Source organism: Streptomyces sp. NBC_00207 (assembly GCF_045160965.1).
Lineage (GTDB): Bacteria > Actinomycetota > Actinomycetes > Streptomycetales > Streptomycetaceae > Streptomyces.
The window spans coordinates 4,199,058-4,214,492 of the sequence record NZ_CP130715.1; the positions used below are offsets into that span (position 1 = coordinate 4,199,058).

Annotated in this window: 17 protein-coding genes and 1 pseudogene; 9 read left to right on the forward strand and 9 right to left on the reverse strand. The window is 71.0% G+C overall.

Translation table 11 applies throughout. The features are described 5' to 3' along the window. Positions 1-11: 11 nt before the first annotated feature. Entirely contained in the window at positions 12-1,100 is a 1,089-nt protein-coding gene (locus tag OG472_RS19860; protein WP_405830517.1) for a DUF3344 domain-containing protein, read from the reverse strand. A 174-nt stretch (positions 1,101-1,274) separates the two neighbouring features. On the opposite strand from OG472_RS19860, the gene OG472_RS19865 reads away from it, so the two are divergent. The 5 genes from OG472_RS19865 to OG472_RS19885 all read left to right on the forward strand — a co-directional run bounded on the left by OG472_RS19865 (position 1,275) and on the right by OG472_RS19885 (position 4,337). Next, entirely contained in the window at positions 1,275-1,529 is a 255-nt protein-coding gene (locus OG472_RS19865; protein WP_401608543.1) for a chaplin, read from the forward strand. Between the two features lie 118 nt (positions 1,530-1,647). Further along, the gene (locus OG472_RS19870) at positions 1,648-2,058 is read left to right on the forward strand and encodes a rodlin (protein WP_405830519.1); all 411 of its coding nucleotides are present in this window, start codon (positions 1,648-1,650) and stop codon (positions 2,056-2,058) included. Between the two features lie 241 nt (positions 2,059-2,299). After that, a complete protein-coding gene (locus OG472_RS19875) occupies positions 2,300-2,533 on the forward strand; it encodes a chaplin (protein WP_405941806.1) in 234 nt (77 codons plus the stop codon). 121 nt (positions 2,534-2,654) lie between these two features. Then, complete coding sequence (locus OG472_RS19880; protein WP_405941807.1) at positions 2,655-3,794, forward strand: chaplin; 1,140 nt, start codon at positions 2,655-2,657, stop codon at positions 3,792-3,794. 195 nt (positions 3,795-3,989) lie between these two features. Further along, positions 3,990-4,337, forward strand: coding sequence for a hypothetical protein (locus tag OG472_RS19885; RefSeq protein WP_383570999.1), 348 nt, complete (start codon positions 3,990-3,992; stop codon positions 4,335-4,337). 85 nt (positions 4,338-4,422) lie between these two features. On the opposite strand, the gene OG472_RS19890 is transcribed toward OG472_RS19885, so the two are convergent. Both OG472_RS19890 and OG472_RS19895 read right to left on the reverse strand, forming a co-directional pair. Beyond that, positions 4,423-4,662, reverse strand: a complete 240-nt coding sequence (locus OG472_RS19890) for a chaplin (RefSeq protein ID WP_401608534.1) — start codon at positions 4,660-4,662, stop codon at positions 4,423-4,425. Positions 4,663-4,817: 155 nt separating this feature from the next. Continuing rightward, entirely contained in the window at positions 4,818-5,330 is a 513-nt protein-coding gene (locus tag OG472_RS19895) for a hypothetical protein (protein ID WP_405941808.1), read from the reverse strand. A 271-nt stretch (positions 5,331-5,601) separates the two neighbouring features. Between OG472_RS19895 and OG472_RS19900 the strand changes: the two genes are divergently transcribed. Then, positions 5,602-6,012, forward strand: coding sequence for a rodlin (locus tag OG472_RS19900; protein WP_401608528.1), 411 nt, complete (start codon positions 5,602-5,604; stop codon positions 6,010-6,012). A gap of 83 nt (positions 6,013-6,095) precedes the next feature. Here OG472_RS19900 and OG472_RS19905 read toward each other — a convergent pair whose 3' ends face one another. Beyond that, complete coding sequence (locus OG472_RS19905) at positions 6,096-6,737, reverse strand: vitamin K epoxide reductase family protein (protein WP_405941809.1); 642 nt, start codon at positions 6,735-6,737, stop codon at positions 6,096-6,098. A gap of 192 nt (positions 6,738-6,929) precedes the next feature. Here OG472_RS19905 and OG472_RS19910 point away from each other — a divergent pair, with 192 nt between their 5' ends. Both OG472_RS19910 and OG472_RS19915 read left to right on the forward strand, forming a co-directional pair. Further along, positions 6,930-7,700, forward strand: coding sequence for a DUF6227 family protein (locus OG472_RS19910; RefSeq protein ID WP_405830525.1), 771 nt, complete (start codon positions 6,930-6,932; stop codon positions 7,698-7,700). Beyond that, positions 7,697-8,839 carry a CU044_5270 family protein gene (locus OG472_RS19915; protein ID WP_405943195.1) on the forward strand — a complete coding sequence of 381 codons (1,143 nt, stop codon included), beginning with the start codon at positions 7,697-7,699 and terminating at the stop codon, positions 8,837-8,839. Before OG472_RS19910 ends, OG472_RS19915 begins: the two co-directional genes overlap by 4 nt. A 47-nt stretch (positions 8,840-8,886) precedes the next feature. Here the strand turns inward: OG472_RS19915 and pfkB are convergent, their stop codons facing one another. The 3 genes and pseudogenes from pfkB to OG472_RS19930 form a co-directional block, all read right to left on the reverse strand. Beyond that, on the reverse strand, positions 8,887-9,837 hold the full coding sequence (gene pfkB, locus OG472_RS19920; RefSeq protein WP_405941810.1) for a 1-phosphofructokinase: 951 nt from the start codon (positions 9,835-9,837) through the stop codon (positions 8,887-8,889). Next, positions 9,834-10,142, reverse strand: a pseudogene (locus OG472_RS19925) (D-beta-D-heptose 1-phosphate adenosyltransferase); the annotation flags it as partial. The pseudogene OG472_RS19925 and the gene pfkB, both read right to left, overlap by 4 nt. Before the next feature lie 162 nt (positions 10,143-10,304). Further along, positions 10,305-11,873, reverse strand: a complete 1,569-nt coding sequence (locus OG472_RS19930) for an MFS transporter (RefSeq protein WP_401608517.1) — start codon at positions 11,871-11,873, stop codon at positions 10,305-10,307. Positions 11,874-11,935: 62 nt separating this feature from the next. Here OG472_RS19930 and OG472_RS19935 point away from each other — a divergent pair, with 62 nt between their 5' ends. Further along, positions 11,936-12,895 (forward strand): helix-turn-helix transcriptional regulator, encoded by a 960-nt coding sequence (locus OG472_RS19935; RefSeq protein WP_405941811.1) that lies wholly within the window; start codon positions 11,936-11,938, stop codon positions 12,893-12,895. Positions 12,896-13,035: 140 nt separating this feature from the next. Here the strand turns inward: OG472_RS19935 and OG472_RS19940 are convergent, their stop codons facing one another. Next, the gene (locus OG472_RS19940) at positions 13,036-14,013 is read right to left on the reverse strand and encodes an RNA polymerase sigma factor RpoD/SigA (RefSeq protein WP_401608511.1); all 978 of its coding nucleotides are present in this window, start codon (positions 14,011-14,013) and stop codon (positions 13,036-13,038) included. A 527-nt stretch (positions 14,014-14,540) separates the two neighbouring features. Continuing rightward, entirely contained in the window at positions 14,541-15,365 is an 825-nt protein-coding gene (locus tag OG472_RS19945; RefSeq protein WP_405941812.1) for a dioxygenase, read from the reverse strand. Positions 15,366-15,435 lie beyond the last annotated feature (70 nt).

The window sequence follows — 15,435 nt, forward strand, 5'->3', positions numbered from 1 at the left end:
GTCTCCTACGTTCAGCGGCGCGCGTCTGTCTGAACGAAGAGCACACCGAGGAAATGACCCTGACTTTCACCCGTGAACCTGAAGTTCAGACTGCGGGCGCCACCGGACAGCGCGGGACTCAGGTCGAACACGTCCGCGTCATATCCGAGATTATTCATATGTTCGGGCTGTCGCACGAACGAGCGATCTCCGAATTCCGTGATCGTGGAATTCATAACATCATTAAAAGGATTTTCTCCGTCGCTCAGGCTCACGCGGCGCCCACTGTCGGCCGTCACGGTGAGTGAATCTCCGAGGGTGCCCCGGTCTCCGTCGTACGCGACCACCCCGACCCGGCCCGCGGACCCGGCCGGCGCGTTCAGGCCCTTGATCTCGACCGTCCCGTCGCCCGCCCGGGCGGCGATCCCCTCGAAGCCGTCCCACAGCGAGAGCCGGCGGACCGGCTCCTGCGGGTGCTCGTAGGCGACGACCAGCGTCCAGCCGCCCCAGGCCCCGACCTCGGAGTGGCCCATGGCGATGTTGAGCTGGGCCACCGTCCACATGCCCGCGCCGCCCTTGCGGACCAGCGGGGTCACGTCTGCGGAGGCCTGGTAGGCATCGCTGCCCGCGTCCGTGCGGTGGCCCATCACCGTGTCGGCGAGGACCTCCTTGTACTCGCCGCTGGGCTCGGCGACCAGCACCCGGCCGTTGTCCTCCGGCGGCTTCTGCTCGCCCACCCGCAGGTTCCCGCCCCAGTAGAGGCGGGCGTACGAGACCTTCGCGCCCTGGGGGACCTTGAGCTCGGCGCGGGTGGAGTTGTAGGTGTCGGGATCCTTGTCGACCTCGCTGTAGAACATCTCGAAGTCGCTGTTGACGCCGGCCGCGCCGCGCTTCACTTCGGCGCACGGCTCGGCCTGTGGGGACTCCTCCTTGCGGCAGCTGATGCCCGAGTTGGAGGCCCGTACCAGCCCGCCGTGCTGCACGGACTGGTAACGCTGGGTGAACGGTACCCGCGGCAGCTCCTTGGGAGCGGGCGCAGCCCACGCCGCCGGGGCGTTCACGGAAAGGGTCAGGCAGGACAGCAGGCCGAGCGTGCCGAGGATTCTGCGGGAGGAACCCATGACCCTGTCTCCATTTTCGATCAAGGGGACAAAACAGGAGTGAACTTTGGCAGAAATCGGGCGGGAAATCACGCCGGACTCGCTCGTACGGCCTTTTGGGCGATCACACGCACCCTCGCAACGGGCGGGTCGTTATGCGGTGCACCATTGTTCGAACCGAAAGGAAATACGGAGATGAAGAAGAGCCTGGTACGCGGCACCACCATCGCCGTCGCGGGCGCCGCCGTACTGATGGGCGGCGCGGGCCTCGCCTCCGCGCACGGCGGGGACGGAGCGACGGCCAGCGGCTTCGCCGGCGGGTCCCCCGGCGTCCTGAGCGGCAACCTGCTCCAGGTCCCCGTCGACGTCCCGGTGAACGTCTGTGGCAACACCGTGAACGTGATCGCCCTGCTGAACCCCTCCTTCGGCAACGTCTGCGTGAACGCCTGACCGTCAACCGCGTCGGCCGAAACGGCTGCATCCGGGTGAATACACGCAACCCGAGCCGGCGCCGAGCCGTTGATCCGGGTGCTCCACTACCGGGCAATCCTGCAAAAAAGGGACCACAATGATCAAGAAGATGATGGCCTCGGCCGCGGTTGCCGCCTCGGTCGTGGGCATCGGTGCCGCCATGGCGCCCCAGGCGATGGCCATCGGCAACGACGGCGGCGTCACCAGCGTCAACGGAAACAACGCCGCGCAGATCTACGGCAACCAGGCCACCTACGGCAACATGAGCCCGCAAATGGCGCTGATCCAGGGCTCGTTCAACAAGCCCTGCATCGCCCTCCCCGCGAAGGCCAACGTGCAGTCCCTGCTGGCCGCGGCCAACATCGGCCTCCAGGAGCTCAACCTCCTGTCCAACCCGCAGAACCAGCAGTGCACCGAGAACTCCACCCAGGCCAAGGGCGACGAGGCCCTCTCGCACATCCTGGACAACATCCCGATCCTGTCCGGCAACGTCTCCCAGGGCAGCTGACCCGAGCCGCGCCAGCGAGGCCGCCGCACCTTCGGGCCGCGGCGGCCTCGCCGCTTGTGGAGCCCGACTTCCGTGCTGGCGTTAATCGGCGGCACAAATCCGCCGACCCGCCAAGAATTCAGGCGCCGGGCATTGGGATGAATTGCCGGAAGGCCGCCGAAAACATGCGGTTTCCTTTTCCCGAACCAGTCGTTGTTAATTCTGCAGTGGACACGCCTCTGCGGGAAGGATCTAAATCAAAATGACGTACAAGAAGGCAGTGGTGCTGGCCGCCGGCGCCCTGATGGCAGTCGGTGCAGCCTCCCCCGCCATGGCCAACGCGGATGCCTCGGGCGTGGCCGCGGGCTCCCCCGGCGTCCTGTCCGGCAACAACGTGCAGGTGCCGATCAACATCCCGATCAACATCTGCGGCAACACCGTGAACGTCGCCGCGCTGCTGAACCCGACGTTCGGCAACGTCTGCATCAACCGCTGACGAAGCGGTTGCGCCCACCAGGGCAAACCTCCTCGGGGTGGCCTCGGAGTGCACGGCGGTGCACTCCGGGGCCACCTTCGATTCAGCACCGGCCGCAGCGCCGGTAGACAGGGAAGGACCCATGCGACAGGTACTGAGCCGACAGGTACTGGGCAAGGGGATGCTCACGGCGGCGGCCGCGTCCAGCCTGCTGTCGATCGCGACCGGCGCGGCCTACGCGCACTCCGGGGCGACGGCCGAGGTCTCGCATTCGCCGGGCGTGCTGGCCGGCAACAGCGTCTCGGTACCCGTCACCTTCGCGCCGAACGTGTGCGGCAACAGCGTGGACGGCGGTGCGGCGCTCAACCCTGCGATGGGGAACACCTGCGCCACCACGTCCGGCTCGCACGCCGGCGACGGCTACGACTACGGGCGCTACCTCAGCCCCGAGAACGCCGAGGCCTTCGAGCGCTACCTCGAAGAGCGCCCGGGCCGGCACGCGGTACCGGAACAGCGCCAGGAGTCGCGGCCCCAGGAGGCACCGCGGCACGAGGCGTCCCGGAACGACGGGCCCCGCCCCGGGGGTCCCCGGCACGCGAAGCCGCGCCACGAGGAGCCGCGCCACGAGGGCGGCTACGGCGAGGAGCAGGGCAAGGAGCAGGGCGAGGAGGAGTGCGACGACCACCCCGGGTCCGCGCCGCCTCCGCCCGAGCACCACGCACCCTCGCCCGAGGCGCCGCACCCGATGCCGGAGCCCGTGGAGGAGCAGCCCGCCCCGCTGCCCGCCCCGGAGCCGGTCCAGGAGGCGCCCGCGCCGCCCGCCGAGGAGGCCCCGGCCCCGCTCCCCGCACCGGAGCCCGTCCCGGCACCGGCCGAGGAGCCGCCGCATACGCTTCCGGCCCCGGCGCCCGGCCCGGCACCGGAGGCCCCGGCCCCCGTCGTGGACGAAGGTCCCGCGCCCCGGCCGCCGCACGGGAGCCAGCCCGTGGAGCACCCGGCGCCCGTCCCCGCGCCGGCACCCGAGGCCGTACCGCCCGCGGACCAGCCGCCGGCCGCCCCCGCCGGTGACACCCCCGTCCACCTGCCCCCGGCACCGGCCCCGGCCGCCCCCGCTCCGGCTCCCGCCCCGGTCCCGGCGCAGGCTCCGGTTCCCGCTCCGGCGCACGTGAGCGCGCCCGTTCTGGCGGAGACCGGTGCGGGTCAGCCCGCGGCCGCGGCGGCGCTCGCCACGGCTCTCATCCTGGGCGGCGCGATTCTGTACCGGCGGTCCCGTATCGCCTGACGGGCAATAACGGTAATCAGAAGAAATATCGGCCGGAGAATCCTCGTCGGATTCTCCGGCCGTTGCCGTGATCGCGTTCTCCGCCGCGCACTCGTTCGCGTTTCCGCAGCGGCGGGGAATCGTTACCCAGGGCGAAAGCGGCGCGACGGTCGCCGCTCACGCCTCTGCCCACGGAAAAAGAAGAGGATTTCGATAATGAAGCTCACGAAGGTCGCCGCTGTCGTCGCCGGCTCTGTCGCCGCCCTCGGCGCCTCCACCACCGCCTTCGCCGCCGAGCCCCCGGCCGCGATGCCCCCGATGAGCCTGACCAGCGGGGCGACGGAGGCGGTCAACGCCTTCGGGCCCTTCACCGAGTCGGCCCCGCAGACGGTGGGCAACGCGCTGGCCGAGCAGGGCGAGGGCGTCAACAAGGTCGTGGACACGGTCCAGAAGGTCAACAAGGTCCGCAACGAAGTGCCCGCCACCGTGCTGGGCCTCGCGAACGGCGCCACCCAGACGTCCCCGCTGCTCGGCGGAGTGAAGCTCAACGGCGGCCAGGGCTGAACCGCCCCGGCTGAAACGGGTACCGACACGACTGTGGGCGCCACCGGCAAGGCCGGGGCGCCCACAGTCGGTCGTGCAGTGAACGTCAGTCGTTGAAGCAGTGGTTGCCGAACGCGGGGTTCAGCGCACCGATGATGTTCACGGTGTTGCCGCAGAGGTTGATCGGGATGTGCACCGGCACCTGCAGCAGGTTGCCGGACAGGACGCCGGGGGACCCCACGGCTGCGCCCTCGGCCTGCGAGTCGGCGACGGCGGAGCCGGCGGCACCGGCCGCAGCGAGACCAGCGGTGGCCAGGACCAGGGCGGCCTTCTTGGCAGAGTTCATGGGAAGTGCACCTTCTGTTCGATGTTCTGCCCCGAACCGGGGCTCACAACGAGCGAAACGGTCCACCCTCCCATGACGACACGGCCACGCGCACAATCAGACCTGTTCGGCTCAATTGTCGTAACCATGCGAGGGGTTCACGGTCGCCCCCTGCCCTACGGCAGGACGGGAAGGTCGGGGATGTCCGGAATCTCGGGGATCGCGGGGAGCTCCGGAACCGCGGGCACTGCAGGAACCGCAGGCACCGCAGGCGCTGCAGGCACCGCAGGCGCTGCAGGCACCGCAGGCACCGCAGGCACCGCAGGCACCGCAGGCACCGCGGGGATCAGGTCGGACAGGTCGGGGAGCTGCAGGTCCGGGAGGTCCGGGAGCTTCGGCAGTTCGAACGACGGCAGTTTCACCCCGTCCGGCAGCAGGCCTCCCACGGACGCGAGCAGGTCCTGCAGGGTCTTGGTGAGGCCCGCGAGCAGATCGTCGATCGGACCGGCCGCCGCCGCACGCCGCTCGATCTTGTCGACCTGCTGCTGGACGGAGGCCACTCGACCGTTGAGCGCCGCGGAGCCGTCACCATCCGCGGCGCCCGCGGGGGCGGCCGCGCCGGACAGTATGACGACGGCGAGGGCCGACGGGACGAGGAGGCGGGCGCGGGACGGCTTCGTGCGGCGCATGAGCGTTCCTTCTGGGTGGTGACACACAAACGGACCGGAATGATCCGCTTACTCACCCACCGTGCGAACACCTCGTACGGAGCGCAACCGGAACCTGGGCGGGTACGGGCTGCGTACGGGCTTCGCGCACGCGTCCGCAGGCCACTCACCCGGGCCGGGGAAAATCTCGGCGCGCGCACGCCGTTTGAGTGAAGGACCGGAACCAACCCTCTGACAGGGCAGTTGACCAGGGCGCTCCATCAGCGGGCACTCGTGCGACAGAAGGATCAAGATGTTCAAGAAGTTCATGACCGCCGCCGCGGTCTCCGCCGTTGCCATCGGCGCGGGCGCTGCTGCTGCGGCCCCGGCCATGGCGATCGGCAACGACGGCGGGGTCACCACCGTCAACGGCAACGGTTCCCAGCAGATCTACGGCAACCAGAAGACCCACGGCGACCTGAGCCCGCAGCTCGGCGTGGTCCAGGGCACCCTGAACAAGCCCTGCATCGGCCTGCCGGTGAAGATCAACGCCCAGTCGCTGCTCGCCGCGGCCAACATCGGCCTCCAGGACTTCCAGATCGCGTCGAACCCGCAGAACCAGCAGTGCACCGAGAACTCCACCCAGGCCAAGGGCGACGAGACGCTCTCGCACATCCTGGACAACATCCCGATCCTGTCGGGCAACGCCTCCGCCGGCAGCTGATTTCCGCTCCGCGCGACGAGGGCCCCGGCGGCGTCCAGCCGCCGGGGCCCTCGCACGTGCCGTGCCGTGGCTGCCGCCCGCGGTCAGCCGGTCCAGAAGTCCCACCACCGGGTGAGGATCAGCATGCCGATCACTCCGATGTGCAGGGCGGGCGGGGCCCAGCCGAACTCGGTGAAGAAGCCCCGCAGCGGGCCGGGGGCGGGGAGGGTGCGCGTACGGACGTTGTGCGCGGTGACCGCCCAGAACATCAGCAGGGTCGCCACCCAGGCCAGGCAGCACCACAGGCAGAGCGCGTTGATCTCGTAGAGCGACTGGACCATCAGCCAGGTGCAGAAGCCGACGCCGAAGAACGTGCCGGCGTTCAGTCCGAGCCAGAACCAGCCGCGGTAGCCGGCGCCGGCCAGCAGGCCCGCGCCGACGCAGACCACGACGGCGTACCCGACGAGCCCCAGCATCGGGTTGGGGAAGCCGAATGCCTCCGCCTGCTCGCTCTGCATCACGCTGCCGCACGAGACGACCGGGTTCAGACTGCAGGCGGGCTTGAAGTCCGGGTCCTCCAGCAGGAGGAACTTGTCGAGGGTGATCACCCAGGAGGCCAGCAGCCCGGCCGCCCCGGTGAGGGCCAGCAGCCAGGCCAACCCTTTGGGCGGGGTGCCCCGTTCGCCCTCGTGTCCACTGCGGGGCCGTTCCTGCTGGCGCGGGAGGCCCACTGTATTCGTTGCCATGCGGCCCATAGTCCCGCGCTCCCGCACAGAGCAGGCCTAACCGTGCCCATCCGTACGCAAGTTGACCTGAAGGGGTGGCGGGAACCTCCGATGCTTCCCGGACGTTTTACCGAACCCCGGACGTGATGTCAGAGCCAGGGGTTACGTTGAGCGTCCGCGAAGTGACAAGCTGCGACGGCCTGGAGACCCCCCTTGAGCGATCCGTACGAGACAACCGAGGCGCACCTCGACCGACTCCTCGGCCGCGCCCTCAACTCCTTCGACCTGCCGGACCGGTTGGTCGAGCGCCTCGGCACGGCGCTCGCCCACAGCTCTTCGCTCTACACCACCCACCACAGCCCGGCGACGGGGATCTGGCGGGAGACCCACCGGCACACCTATCTGCTGGCCGACGGCGGTTCGGTCTCCCTCTGGGAGCTGACGTACCTGCTGGAGGGCGACCGCAGGGTCCGCCACGAGGTCTTCGCGAGCAAGGCGGAGACCTGCCTGGCGGTGTCCCGGCTGTTCGGAGAGGCCTCCGCCGGGGCGGCCCCCGATCCGGTGCTGCTGCCCGGAGACGAGGAGCCGGCGAACGACATGGCGGGGCTGAGCGAGCTGTTCGCGGACCCGGCGCCGGCCCGGCGGCACCGGGAGTACGCGGTCGAGCAGTCCGCCGACCACGCCCGGCGGGTGCTGCGCCGCGCGGAGAACGGGGACCGGCCCGGCGAGCCGGTGGCGGCGCTGCTGCGGTCGGCGTACGCGCACCAGATCACGCAGGCGTTCGGCGGCCGGCAGCCCCTCTCGGACGGGCGGGACGCCGGCTTCAGCCTGTACGAGCACGCCTTCGTGCTGGTGGACGGGACCGAGGTCAGCCTCTGGGAGGTGGAGCACACGGCAACGCCCGACGGACGGCACATGTGCGAGGTGTACGAGAGCGAGGCGGCCGCGCGCGAAGCCATGGAACTGCGCGCCCGCGTGCGCTGACGCTCCCGCCGGGGGGCGGCGGAACCGAAGGAGAACAGGCGGGAACTCGCGGCTCGGCGCCGACAGATACATGGCGACCGCGCGAACGCGGTCCGGTCCGCAGCGAGCTTTCCGCGGGCCGCCACCGGTTCCCCAAGGAGCGCCCGATGGCCCAGTCCCACGAAGACCTCCGAGACGCCGCCCCCGTCCCCGCCACCAGGTCGCGCAACCCGTTCCTGCGGGCCGCGGTCCTCGTGCCCGCCACGGCCTTCGCCCTGGTCGGCGCGCTCGCCGCCGGCTTCCTCTCCTACGCGGACCGGGGCACCGCGGACGGCCCCGGCTCCACGATCGCCACGGGCCCGGCGCTGACCACCCGGATCGGCACGGCCGACTCCCAGGGCACGCCTCAGCTCCTGGACCGCATCTCCCTTGCCGCCGCCTCCTCTTCCTCGTCCTCTTCCCCCGGCCCGGTGGTGCGCGCGGACCAGTTCGTCTACATCGGCAGCAGGACGGCCACCACGTACGTGAAGACCGTCGGCGACAAAAGCACCCTGGTCAGCGAAGAACTGCACATGCGCCACCAGTGGAACTCCCCGGACGGCGCCAAGGGATGGCTGATCGAGCCCGGCAACACCGGCCCGGAGGGGCTGACCCTGGAGGGGACCGACGAGAAGGGCCAGACCCCGACGCCGAGCCTCAACTCGCCCAGCCACGACTACCTCGCCGGACTGCCCACCGACCCGGCCGTGCTGCTGCGGCGGATCTACGAGGAGACCAGGGGGCACGGCAACAGCCCCGACCAGCAGGCCTTCACCACGATCGGCGACCTGCTGCGCGGCAGCCACCCGCCGGCCGGGCTCACGGCCGCGCTCTACAAGGCGGCGGCGAAGATCCCCGGCGTGGTGACGGTGGACGACGCGGTCGACGCCGCGGGCCGGCACGGGCTCGCGGTCGCCCGGCTCGACGAGCAGTCCGGCCAGCGCGAAGAGTGGATCTTCGACAGCCAGACCCTCGCGTTCCTCGGCGAGCGCACCGTCCAAGTGCAGGGCGAGTCCGGTGAGCAGGGCCTGATCAAGCCCGGCACGGTCGTGTTCACCAACGCCGTCATGACCCGGGCGGTCGTCGACCGGATCAAGGAGATGCCGGCCACGGCCGGCTGACCACCAGGCAGGTCACGGGGTCCGGTCCCGCTCCCCGCCCGGCCCTCTCACGGTGTCGCGGGGTCGGTGAGGGGGAGGTCCAGGGGCAGGCTCCGGGTGATGCGGATCTGATCGGGGCGCAGCTCCGCCGGCACCGGCATGGCGCTGCCGGGCAGCTGCACGGCGGCCGCGCCGTGGGCCAGGGCCGAGGCGAGGGCGTCGGGTCCGGCGCCTCCCGCGAGCAGGAAGCCGGCCAGGGCCGCGTCGCCCGCGCCGACCGTGCTGCGGACCGCGGGGGCGGGGGCGGTGCCGTAGTAGGTGCCCTCGGCGGAGACCAGGAGCTGGCCGTCCCCGCCCAGGGAGGCCAGTACGGCCCCGGCGCCCAGGGCGCGGAGCTCCTCCGCGGCCTTGACCACGTCGGCCAGGGTGGACAGCGGGCGGCCCACCGCCGTGGCCAGCTCGGACGCGTTCGGCTTGATCACCTCAGGGCGGGCGGTCAGCGCTGCGGCCAGCGCCGTGCCCGAGGTGTCCAGGGCCGTACGGGCGCCGGCCGCGCGGGCCCGGGTGACCAGGTCGGCGTACCAGCCGGGCCCCAGGCCGCGCGGGAGACTGCCGCAGCAGGCGACCCAGGCGGCGTCGGCGGCTCCGGCGGCGGCGGTCTCCAGGAGGAGGCCGGCTTCCTCCGGTGAGAGCTCCGGTCCGGGCGCGTTGACCTTGGTGAGAGTGCCGTCCGGTTCGGCGACGGCGATGTTCGAGCGGGTCTGGCCGGCGATCGAGACGGCCGTGACGTCCACGCCGTGCGCGCCCAGGAGTTCGGCGAGCAGGATGCCGGCGGCGCCGCCGAGCGGGACGACCGCCGTCGTACGGCCGCCCGCGGCGGCCACCGCGCGGGAGACGTTGACGCCCTTGCCTCCGGGGTCGACCCGATCGGCGGTGGCGCGCAGCACCCGGCCTCGGTCCAGCGAGGGGACCTCGTAGGTCCGGTCGAGGGAGGGGTTGGGCGTGACGGTGAGGATCATACGAGCTCGGCTTCCGTACCGGCGGCCTCGATCGCCGCCTTGTCAGCGGGGGCGAGCCCCGTATCGGTGATCAGGAGGTGGACGTCCGCGAAGGAGCCGACGCGCGCGAAATGCTCCTGGCCGGCCTTCGCGGAGTCGGCGAGCCGGGCGACCGTGCTGCCGGCGTCGAGGACGACGCTGCCTCCGTCGGCGAGTTCGGCGAGTGCGGCGAGGGCGATGCGGTCCTTCTCGTCCGCGGCGCCGACGGCACCTCGCTCGCCGGGGTCCGGCTCGAAGTCGAGGCGGCCGGCCGGGTTGGCCCCGCCGCGCTCCGGTGCGTACATGTGGGTTTGCGTCCGTTCGATGCCCGTGTCCGTGGCTTCCCCTCACCGTACGCCGATTCCGGAACGCACCAGAGAAAAACGGACATGCCCACCCGATGGGGGTGGGCATGTCCGTGGGGTGTCCCTTGCCGTGGGACGGACGGCCTAGGCGACCGGGACCCTCTCGGCGGCGCCGGTGCGCTCGGCATGCTCGGCGGCGCCCTCGCGCTCCTCCATCGGGAGCGCCCTGCGCGGCAGGACGAACATCAGCGCGAAGATCACGACCAGCACGGCCGCGACCCACCACAGCGCGCCGCGGAAGGCCTCGACGTACTGCGGACCGAAGACCATGTCGTTCTCGATCAGGCCGAAGAAGACCACGGAGGTCAGGGCCAGACCGAGCGCGTTGCCCATCTGGCCGGTGGTGTTGATCAGGCCCGAGGCGGATCCGGCGTGCTCGCGCGGCACCTCGGAGAGCACGGTGTCGTTCAGCGGGGCCACGATCAGGCCCATGCCCACACCCATGACGACCAGCGGGGCGGCCATCTGCCAGGAGGCGATCTCCATGCCGTAGTGCTGCGACTCCCAGATGTAGAGGAGCAGGCCGGCAGCCATCACCAGCGCGCCGGCCTGGAGCACCTTGCGGCCGAAGCGGGGGACGAGCTTCTCGACCGAAAGGCCGGCGGCGACCGAGACCGCGATGGAGAACGGGATGCCGGTGAGGCCTGCACGCAGCACGCTCCAGCCGAGGCCCATCTGCATGTACATCGTCCAGACCAGGAAGAAGATGCCGGTGGCGATGCCGAAGGTCAGCTGCACGGCGATGCCGCCGGCGAAGCTCTTGACCTTGAAGAGCGAGAGCTCGACGAGCGGGGAGCCGTCCTTCTTGATCTTGTACTTCTCGTACGCGATGAAGGCGGCGAAGACGAACGGCGCCACGCCCATGCAGACGAAGCCCCACGCCGGCCAGTCGTTCTCGTGGCCGTGGGTCAGCGGGAAGATCAGCAGGACCAGGGCGAGGGTGGCGAGGACGACGCCGATCAGGTCCAGGCGCAGCGCCTGCGGGGCCTTGGACTCGGCGATGAACTTGCGGCCCAGGATCACGCCCATGATGCCGACGGGCAGGTTGATCAGGAAGATCGGGCGCCAGCCGAGGCCGAAGAGGTCCCACTCGATGAGCAGTGCGCCGAGCAGCGGGCCCGAGACGGCGGCGAGGCCCACGATCGCGCCGAACATGCCGAAGACCTTGCCGCGCTCCTGGGGCGGGAAGGTGACATGGATGATCGCCAGGACCTGCGGCACCATCAGGGCGGCCATGCCGCCCTGGAGGAGGCGGGCGACGACGAGCACGTCCGGGTTGGCGGCGATGCCGCAGAGCAGCGAGGCTGCGGTGAACCCGGCGATGCCGATGAGGAAGATCCGCTTGCGGCCGTAGATGTCACCGAGACGGCCGCCGGTGATCAGACCGGCGGCGAAGGCGAGGGCATAGCCCGCGGTGATCCACTGGATCGCGCTGGTGGAGGCGCCGAAGTCCTCGCGCATGGTGCGGATGGCTATGTTGACGATCGTGACGTCGACCAGGTCCATGAAGGCCGCGGTCATCACGATGGCGAGCGCCAGCCAGCGGCGGCGGTCGGCGGGCGAGCTGGGTGCGTCGTGGGCTGTGTCGTTCCGCTCTTCTTGTGTGGGCCCGTTCGATCTTTCGGGCGATGTCTTGGACGTCTCGGTGCTCATGAGGAGAAACTTAGACGGCGTCTAGGTCAGTTTGTGTCCTATTTCGCTGGCAGCCTGGATTCATGACCGACACACCTGCACGGCTGCTCTCCCTGCTGTCCCTCCTGCAGACCCCGCGCGAATGGCCCGGGAGCGAGCTGGCGCAGCGGCTGCGGGTCAGCTCGCGGACCATCCGGCGCGACATCGAGCGGCTGCGTGACCTCGGCTACCCGGTGGAGGCCACGCTCGGCGCGGAGGGCGGCTACCGGCTGGTGGCGGGGGCGGCGATGCCGCCGCTACTGCTCGACGACGAGGAGGCCGTGGCGATCGCGGTGGGGCTGCGGGCCGGGGCCGGGCATGCGATCGAGGGGGTCGACGAGGCCTCCGTACGGGCCCTGGCGAAGCTGGAGCAGGTCCTGCCGTCGCGGCTGCGGCACCGGGTGAGCGCGCTGCAGTCGGCCACGATCGCGCTGACCCGGGGGGACGGGGCGAGCGTGGACCCGCGGACGCTGACCGTGATGGCGTCGGCGGTGGCGGGGCGGGAGCGGCTGCGGTTCGCCTATCGGGCGGGGGACGGGGCCGAGTCGCGGCGGCTGGTGGAGCCGTACCGGCTGGTGAGCACGGGCAGCCGGTGGTACCTCGTCGCCTACGACCTGGAGCGGGAGGACTGGCGGACCTTCCGGGTGGACCGGGTGTCCGAGGCCTTCGCGACGGGGGCGCGGTTCGCGGCGCGGGCCCTGCCGATGGATGCGCAGGAGTTCGTGCGGCGGGGGTTGCGGGGCGGGGAGAAGCGGACGTACGTGGTGGAGATCGACTTCGAGGCGGGCCCGGCGGAGCTGCCGGAGTGGTTGCGGACGGCGGCTCTCCCTGGCGGGGGCGGGAGCGGGCAGACCTCGGTGCGCTTCGAGAGCGCGGACGCCCCGGAGTGGGTGGCGGCGCGGCTGGCGCTGACGGGGCTGCCGTTCACCGTGCGGGGGCCTGCGGGGCTGCGGGACGCGGCCGGCGCGCTGGCGACCCGCCTGACCGCGGCTGCGACCCCGTAGCCGGGGCTCCGCTCCCAGACCCTCCCCCAGCTCCTCGAACGCCGGAGGGGCTGAATCACGGGCCCGGGAAGGGGGGAGCCCCGGCACCTGGGGGGGATAGGCACCGGGGCTCGTACAGGGGGGCTTGGCTGCGGGCCGCTCTAGGCCACGGCGTCGAAGCCCGTGTCGCGCGCCATCCGCTTCAGTTCCAGCAGGGCGTGCTTCTCGATCTGGCGGATCCGCTCGCGGGTCAGGCCGTGCTGCTTGCCGACCTCCGTCAGGGTCCGCTCGCGGCCGTCGTCGATGCCGTACCGCATCTTGATGATCGACGCGGTGCGCTTGTCGAGCTTGCCGAGCAGGTCCTCCAGCTCCTCGCTGCGCAGCAGCGAGAGCACGGACTGCTCGGGCGAGATCGCCGAGGTGTCCTCCAGGAGGTCGCCGAACTGCGTGTCGCCGTCGTCGTCCACCGACATGTTGAGGCTGACCGGGTCGCGCGCCCAGTCCAGTACGTCGCCCACCCGCTTCTCCGTGGTGTCCAGCTCGGCGGCGATCTCGGCGTGCTCCGGGTCCCGGCCGTTCTCGCGGTTGAACTCGCGCTGGACGCGGCGGATCCGGCCGAGCTCCTCGACCAGGTGGACGGGGAGGCGGATGGTGCGGGACTGGTCGGCGATGGAGCGGGTGATGGCCTGGCGGATCCACCACGTGGCGTACGTGGAGAACTTGAAGCCCTTGGCGTAGTCGAACTTCTCGACGGCGCGGACCAGGCCGGCGTTGCCCTCCTGGATCAGGTCGAGGAGGGGCAGGCCGCTGCGCGGGTAGCGCCGGGCGACGGCCACGACGAGGCGCAGGTTGGAGCGGATGAAGACTTCCTTGGCGCGCTCGCCTTCGGCGGCGAGCGCCTCCAGCTCCTCGCGTGCCGGGGACTTGCCCTTGCGGTCTATCTCGCCGTCGAGGATCTGCCGGGCGTAGACGCCCGCCTCGATGATCTGCGAGAGCTCCACTTCCTTGGCCGCGTCGAGCAGCGGGGTGCGCGCGATCTCGTCCAGGTACATGCCGACCAGGTCGCGGTCTGCGATCTCCCCGCCCACAGCGCGGGCGCTGCTCGTGGACTGACGACGGGCGACGGCGCGGGTTGCCATGCGTGCTCCCTTGCGATGAAGTTCGGTCGCGGTGCGGCTGGTGGACGCCACCGGGACGGCTGCCAACCGGTCCGGTGTGTCACGGACACTCTCCCGAGTGCCCGCTTCCGAAGGAAACAACGACTGGAATCGGGACAGAATTCCCAAGCCGCTCTCTCTTTTTCGAGATCTTGCAGTATCCTGCCCCGCCGCGCCGCGTCCATCGAGGAGCCGGAACGCCGCAAGAACTCGAAGAAGTGCAGGTCAGGCCAGGGATGAGGCGGATCCGGAGCCTCGTGCTGGTCTTTACGCCCACCACACCCCTGAGACCACCGTCACCCTTGACACGGCCTCTTTCACCGGAACAGCGCCTGCCTTCGGCAGCACTCCCGCCCCTGAAGACGACCCCCACGGGCTTCCGGTTGCCTGGACGGACGATCGAATGCCCGATACGCCACAACCAGCCCATTTCACCCGTTCGAATGAGCCCTCGGCCCATGCCGGCGGCATGGGACGGACCAGTCGGTCACCGGGGCGCTCCGCACGTCCTAGCCGAACTGGAGGGAGCGCTTCGAGAGGCCCATCCAGAAGCCGTCCACCGGGTCGCGGCGGGCGGTGAGGTCGCCGGTCGCCTCGGCCGCGCCGAGGGTGACGAAGAGCGGGGCGAAGTGTTCCGTACGGGGGTGGGCGAGGCGGCCCGACGGGGACTTGGTCTCGAAGTCGAGCAGGGAGTCCAGGTCGCCGGCGGCCAGGGCCTCGTGGCCCCAGGCGTCGAATTCGGCGGACCAGGAGGGGACGCCCGGGCCCTGGTGCCGCAGGGCGGCCAGATTGTGGGTGAAGAAGCCGCTGCCGACGATGAGGACGCCCTCGTCGCGCAGGGGTGCCAGCTTGCGGCCGATGTCCATCAGGCGGCGCGGGTCCAGCGTGGGCATGGAGATCTGGAGCACCGGTATGTCGGCCTCCGGGAACATCTCCACGAGGGGGACGTACGCGCCGTGGTCCAGCCCGCGGTCCGGTATGTCCTGGACCGGGGTGCCGGGGGCCTTGAGGAGCACCCGGACCGACGCGGCCAGCCGCGGGGCGCCGGGGGCGTCGTAGCGGACCTGGTAGTAGTGCTCGGGGAAGCCCCAGAAGTCGTAGACGAGCGGGACCCGTTCGGTGGCGCCGAGGGCGAGCGGGGCCTCCTCCCAGTGGGCGGAGACCATGAGGATCGCCGTGGGGCGGGGCAGGTCCGCGGACCAGGCGGCGAGCTCGCCCGGCCAGACCGGGTCGTCGGCGAGCGGCGGCGCCCCGTGGCTGAGGTACAGCGCCGGCATGCGGGTCCCCTGCGGGGTCGCACCCGTGGGGTTCGGGGGTGCAGTGGCCGGGGTCATGGGGCGCTCCTCCGTCGTCGGTACAGGGCTGCCCTGAAAGACTAACCCCGCTTGGTTCAAATTTGAACCA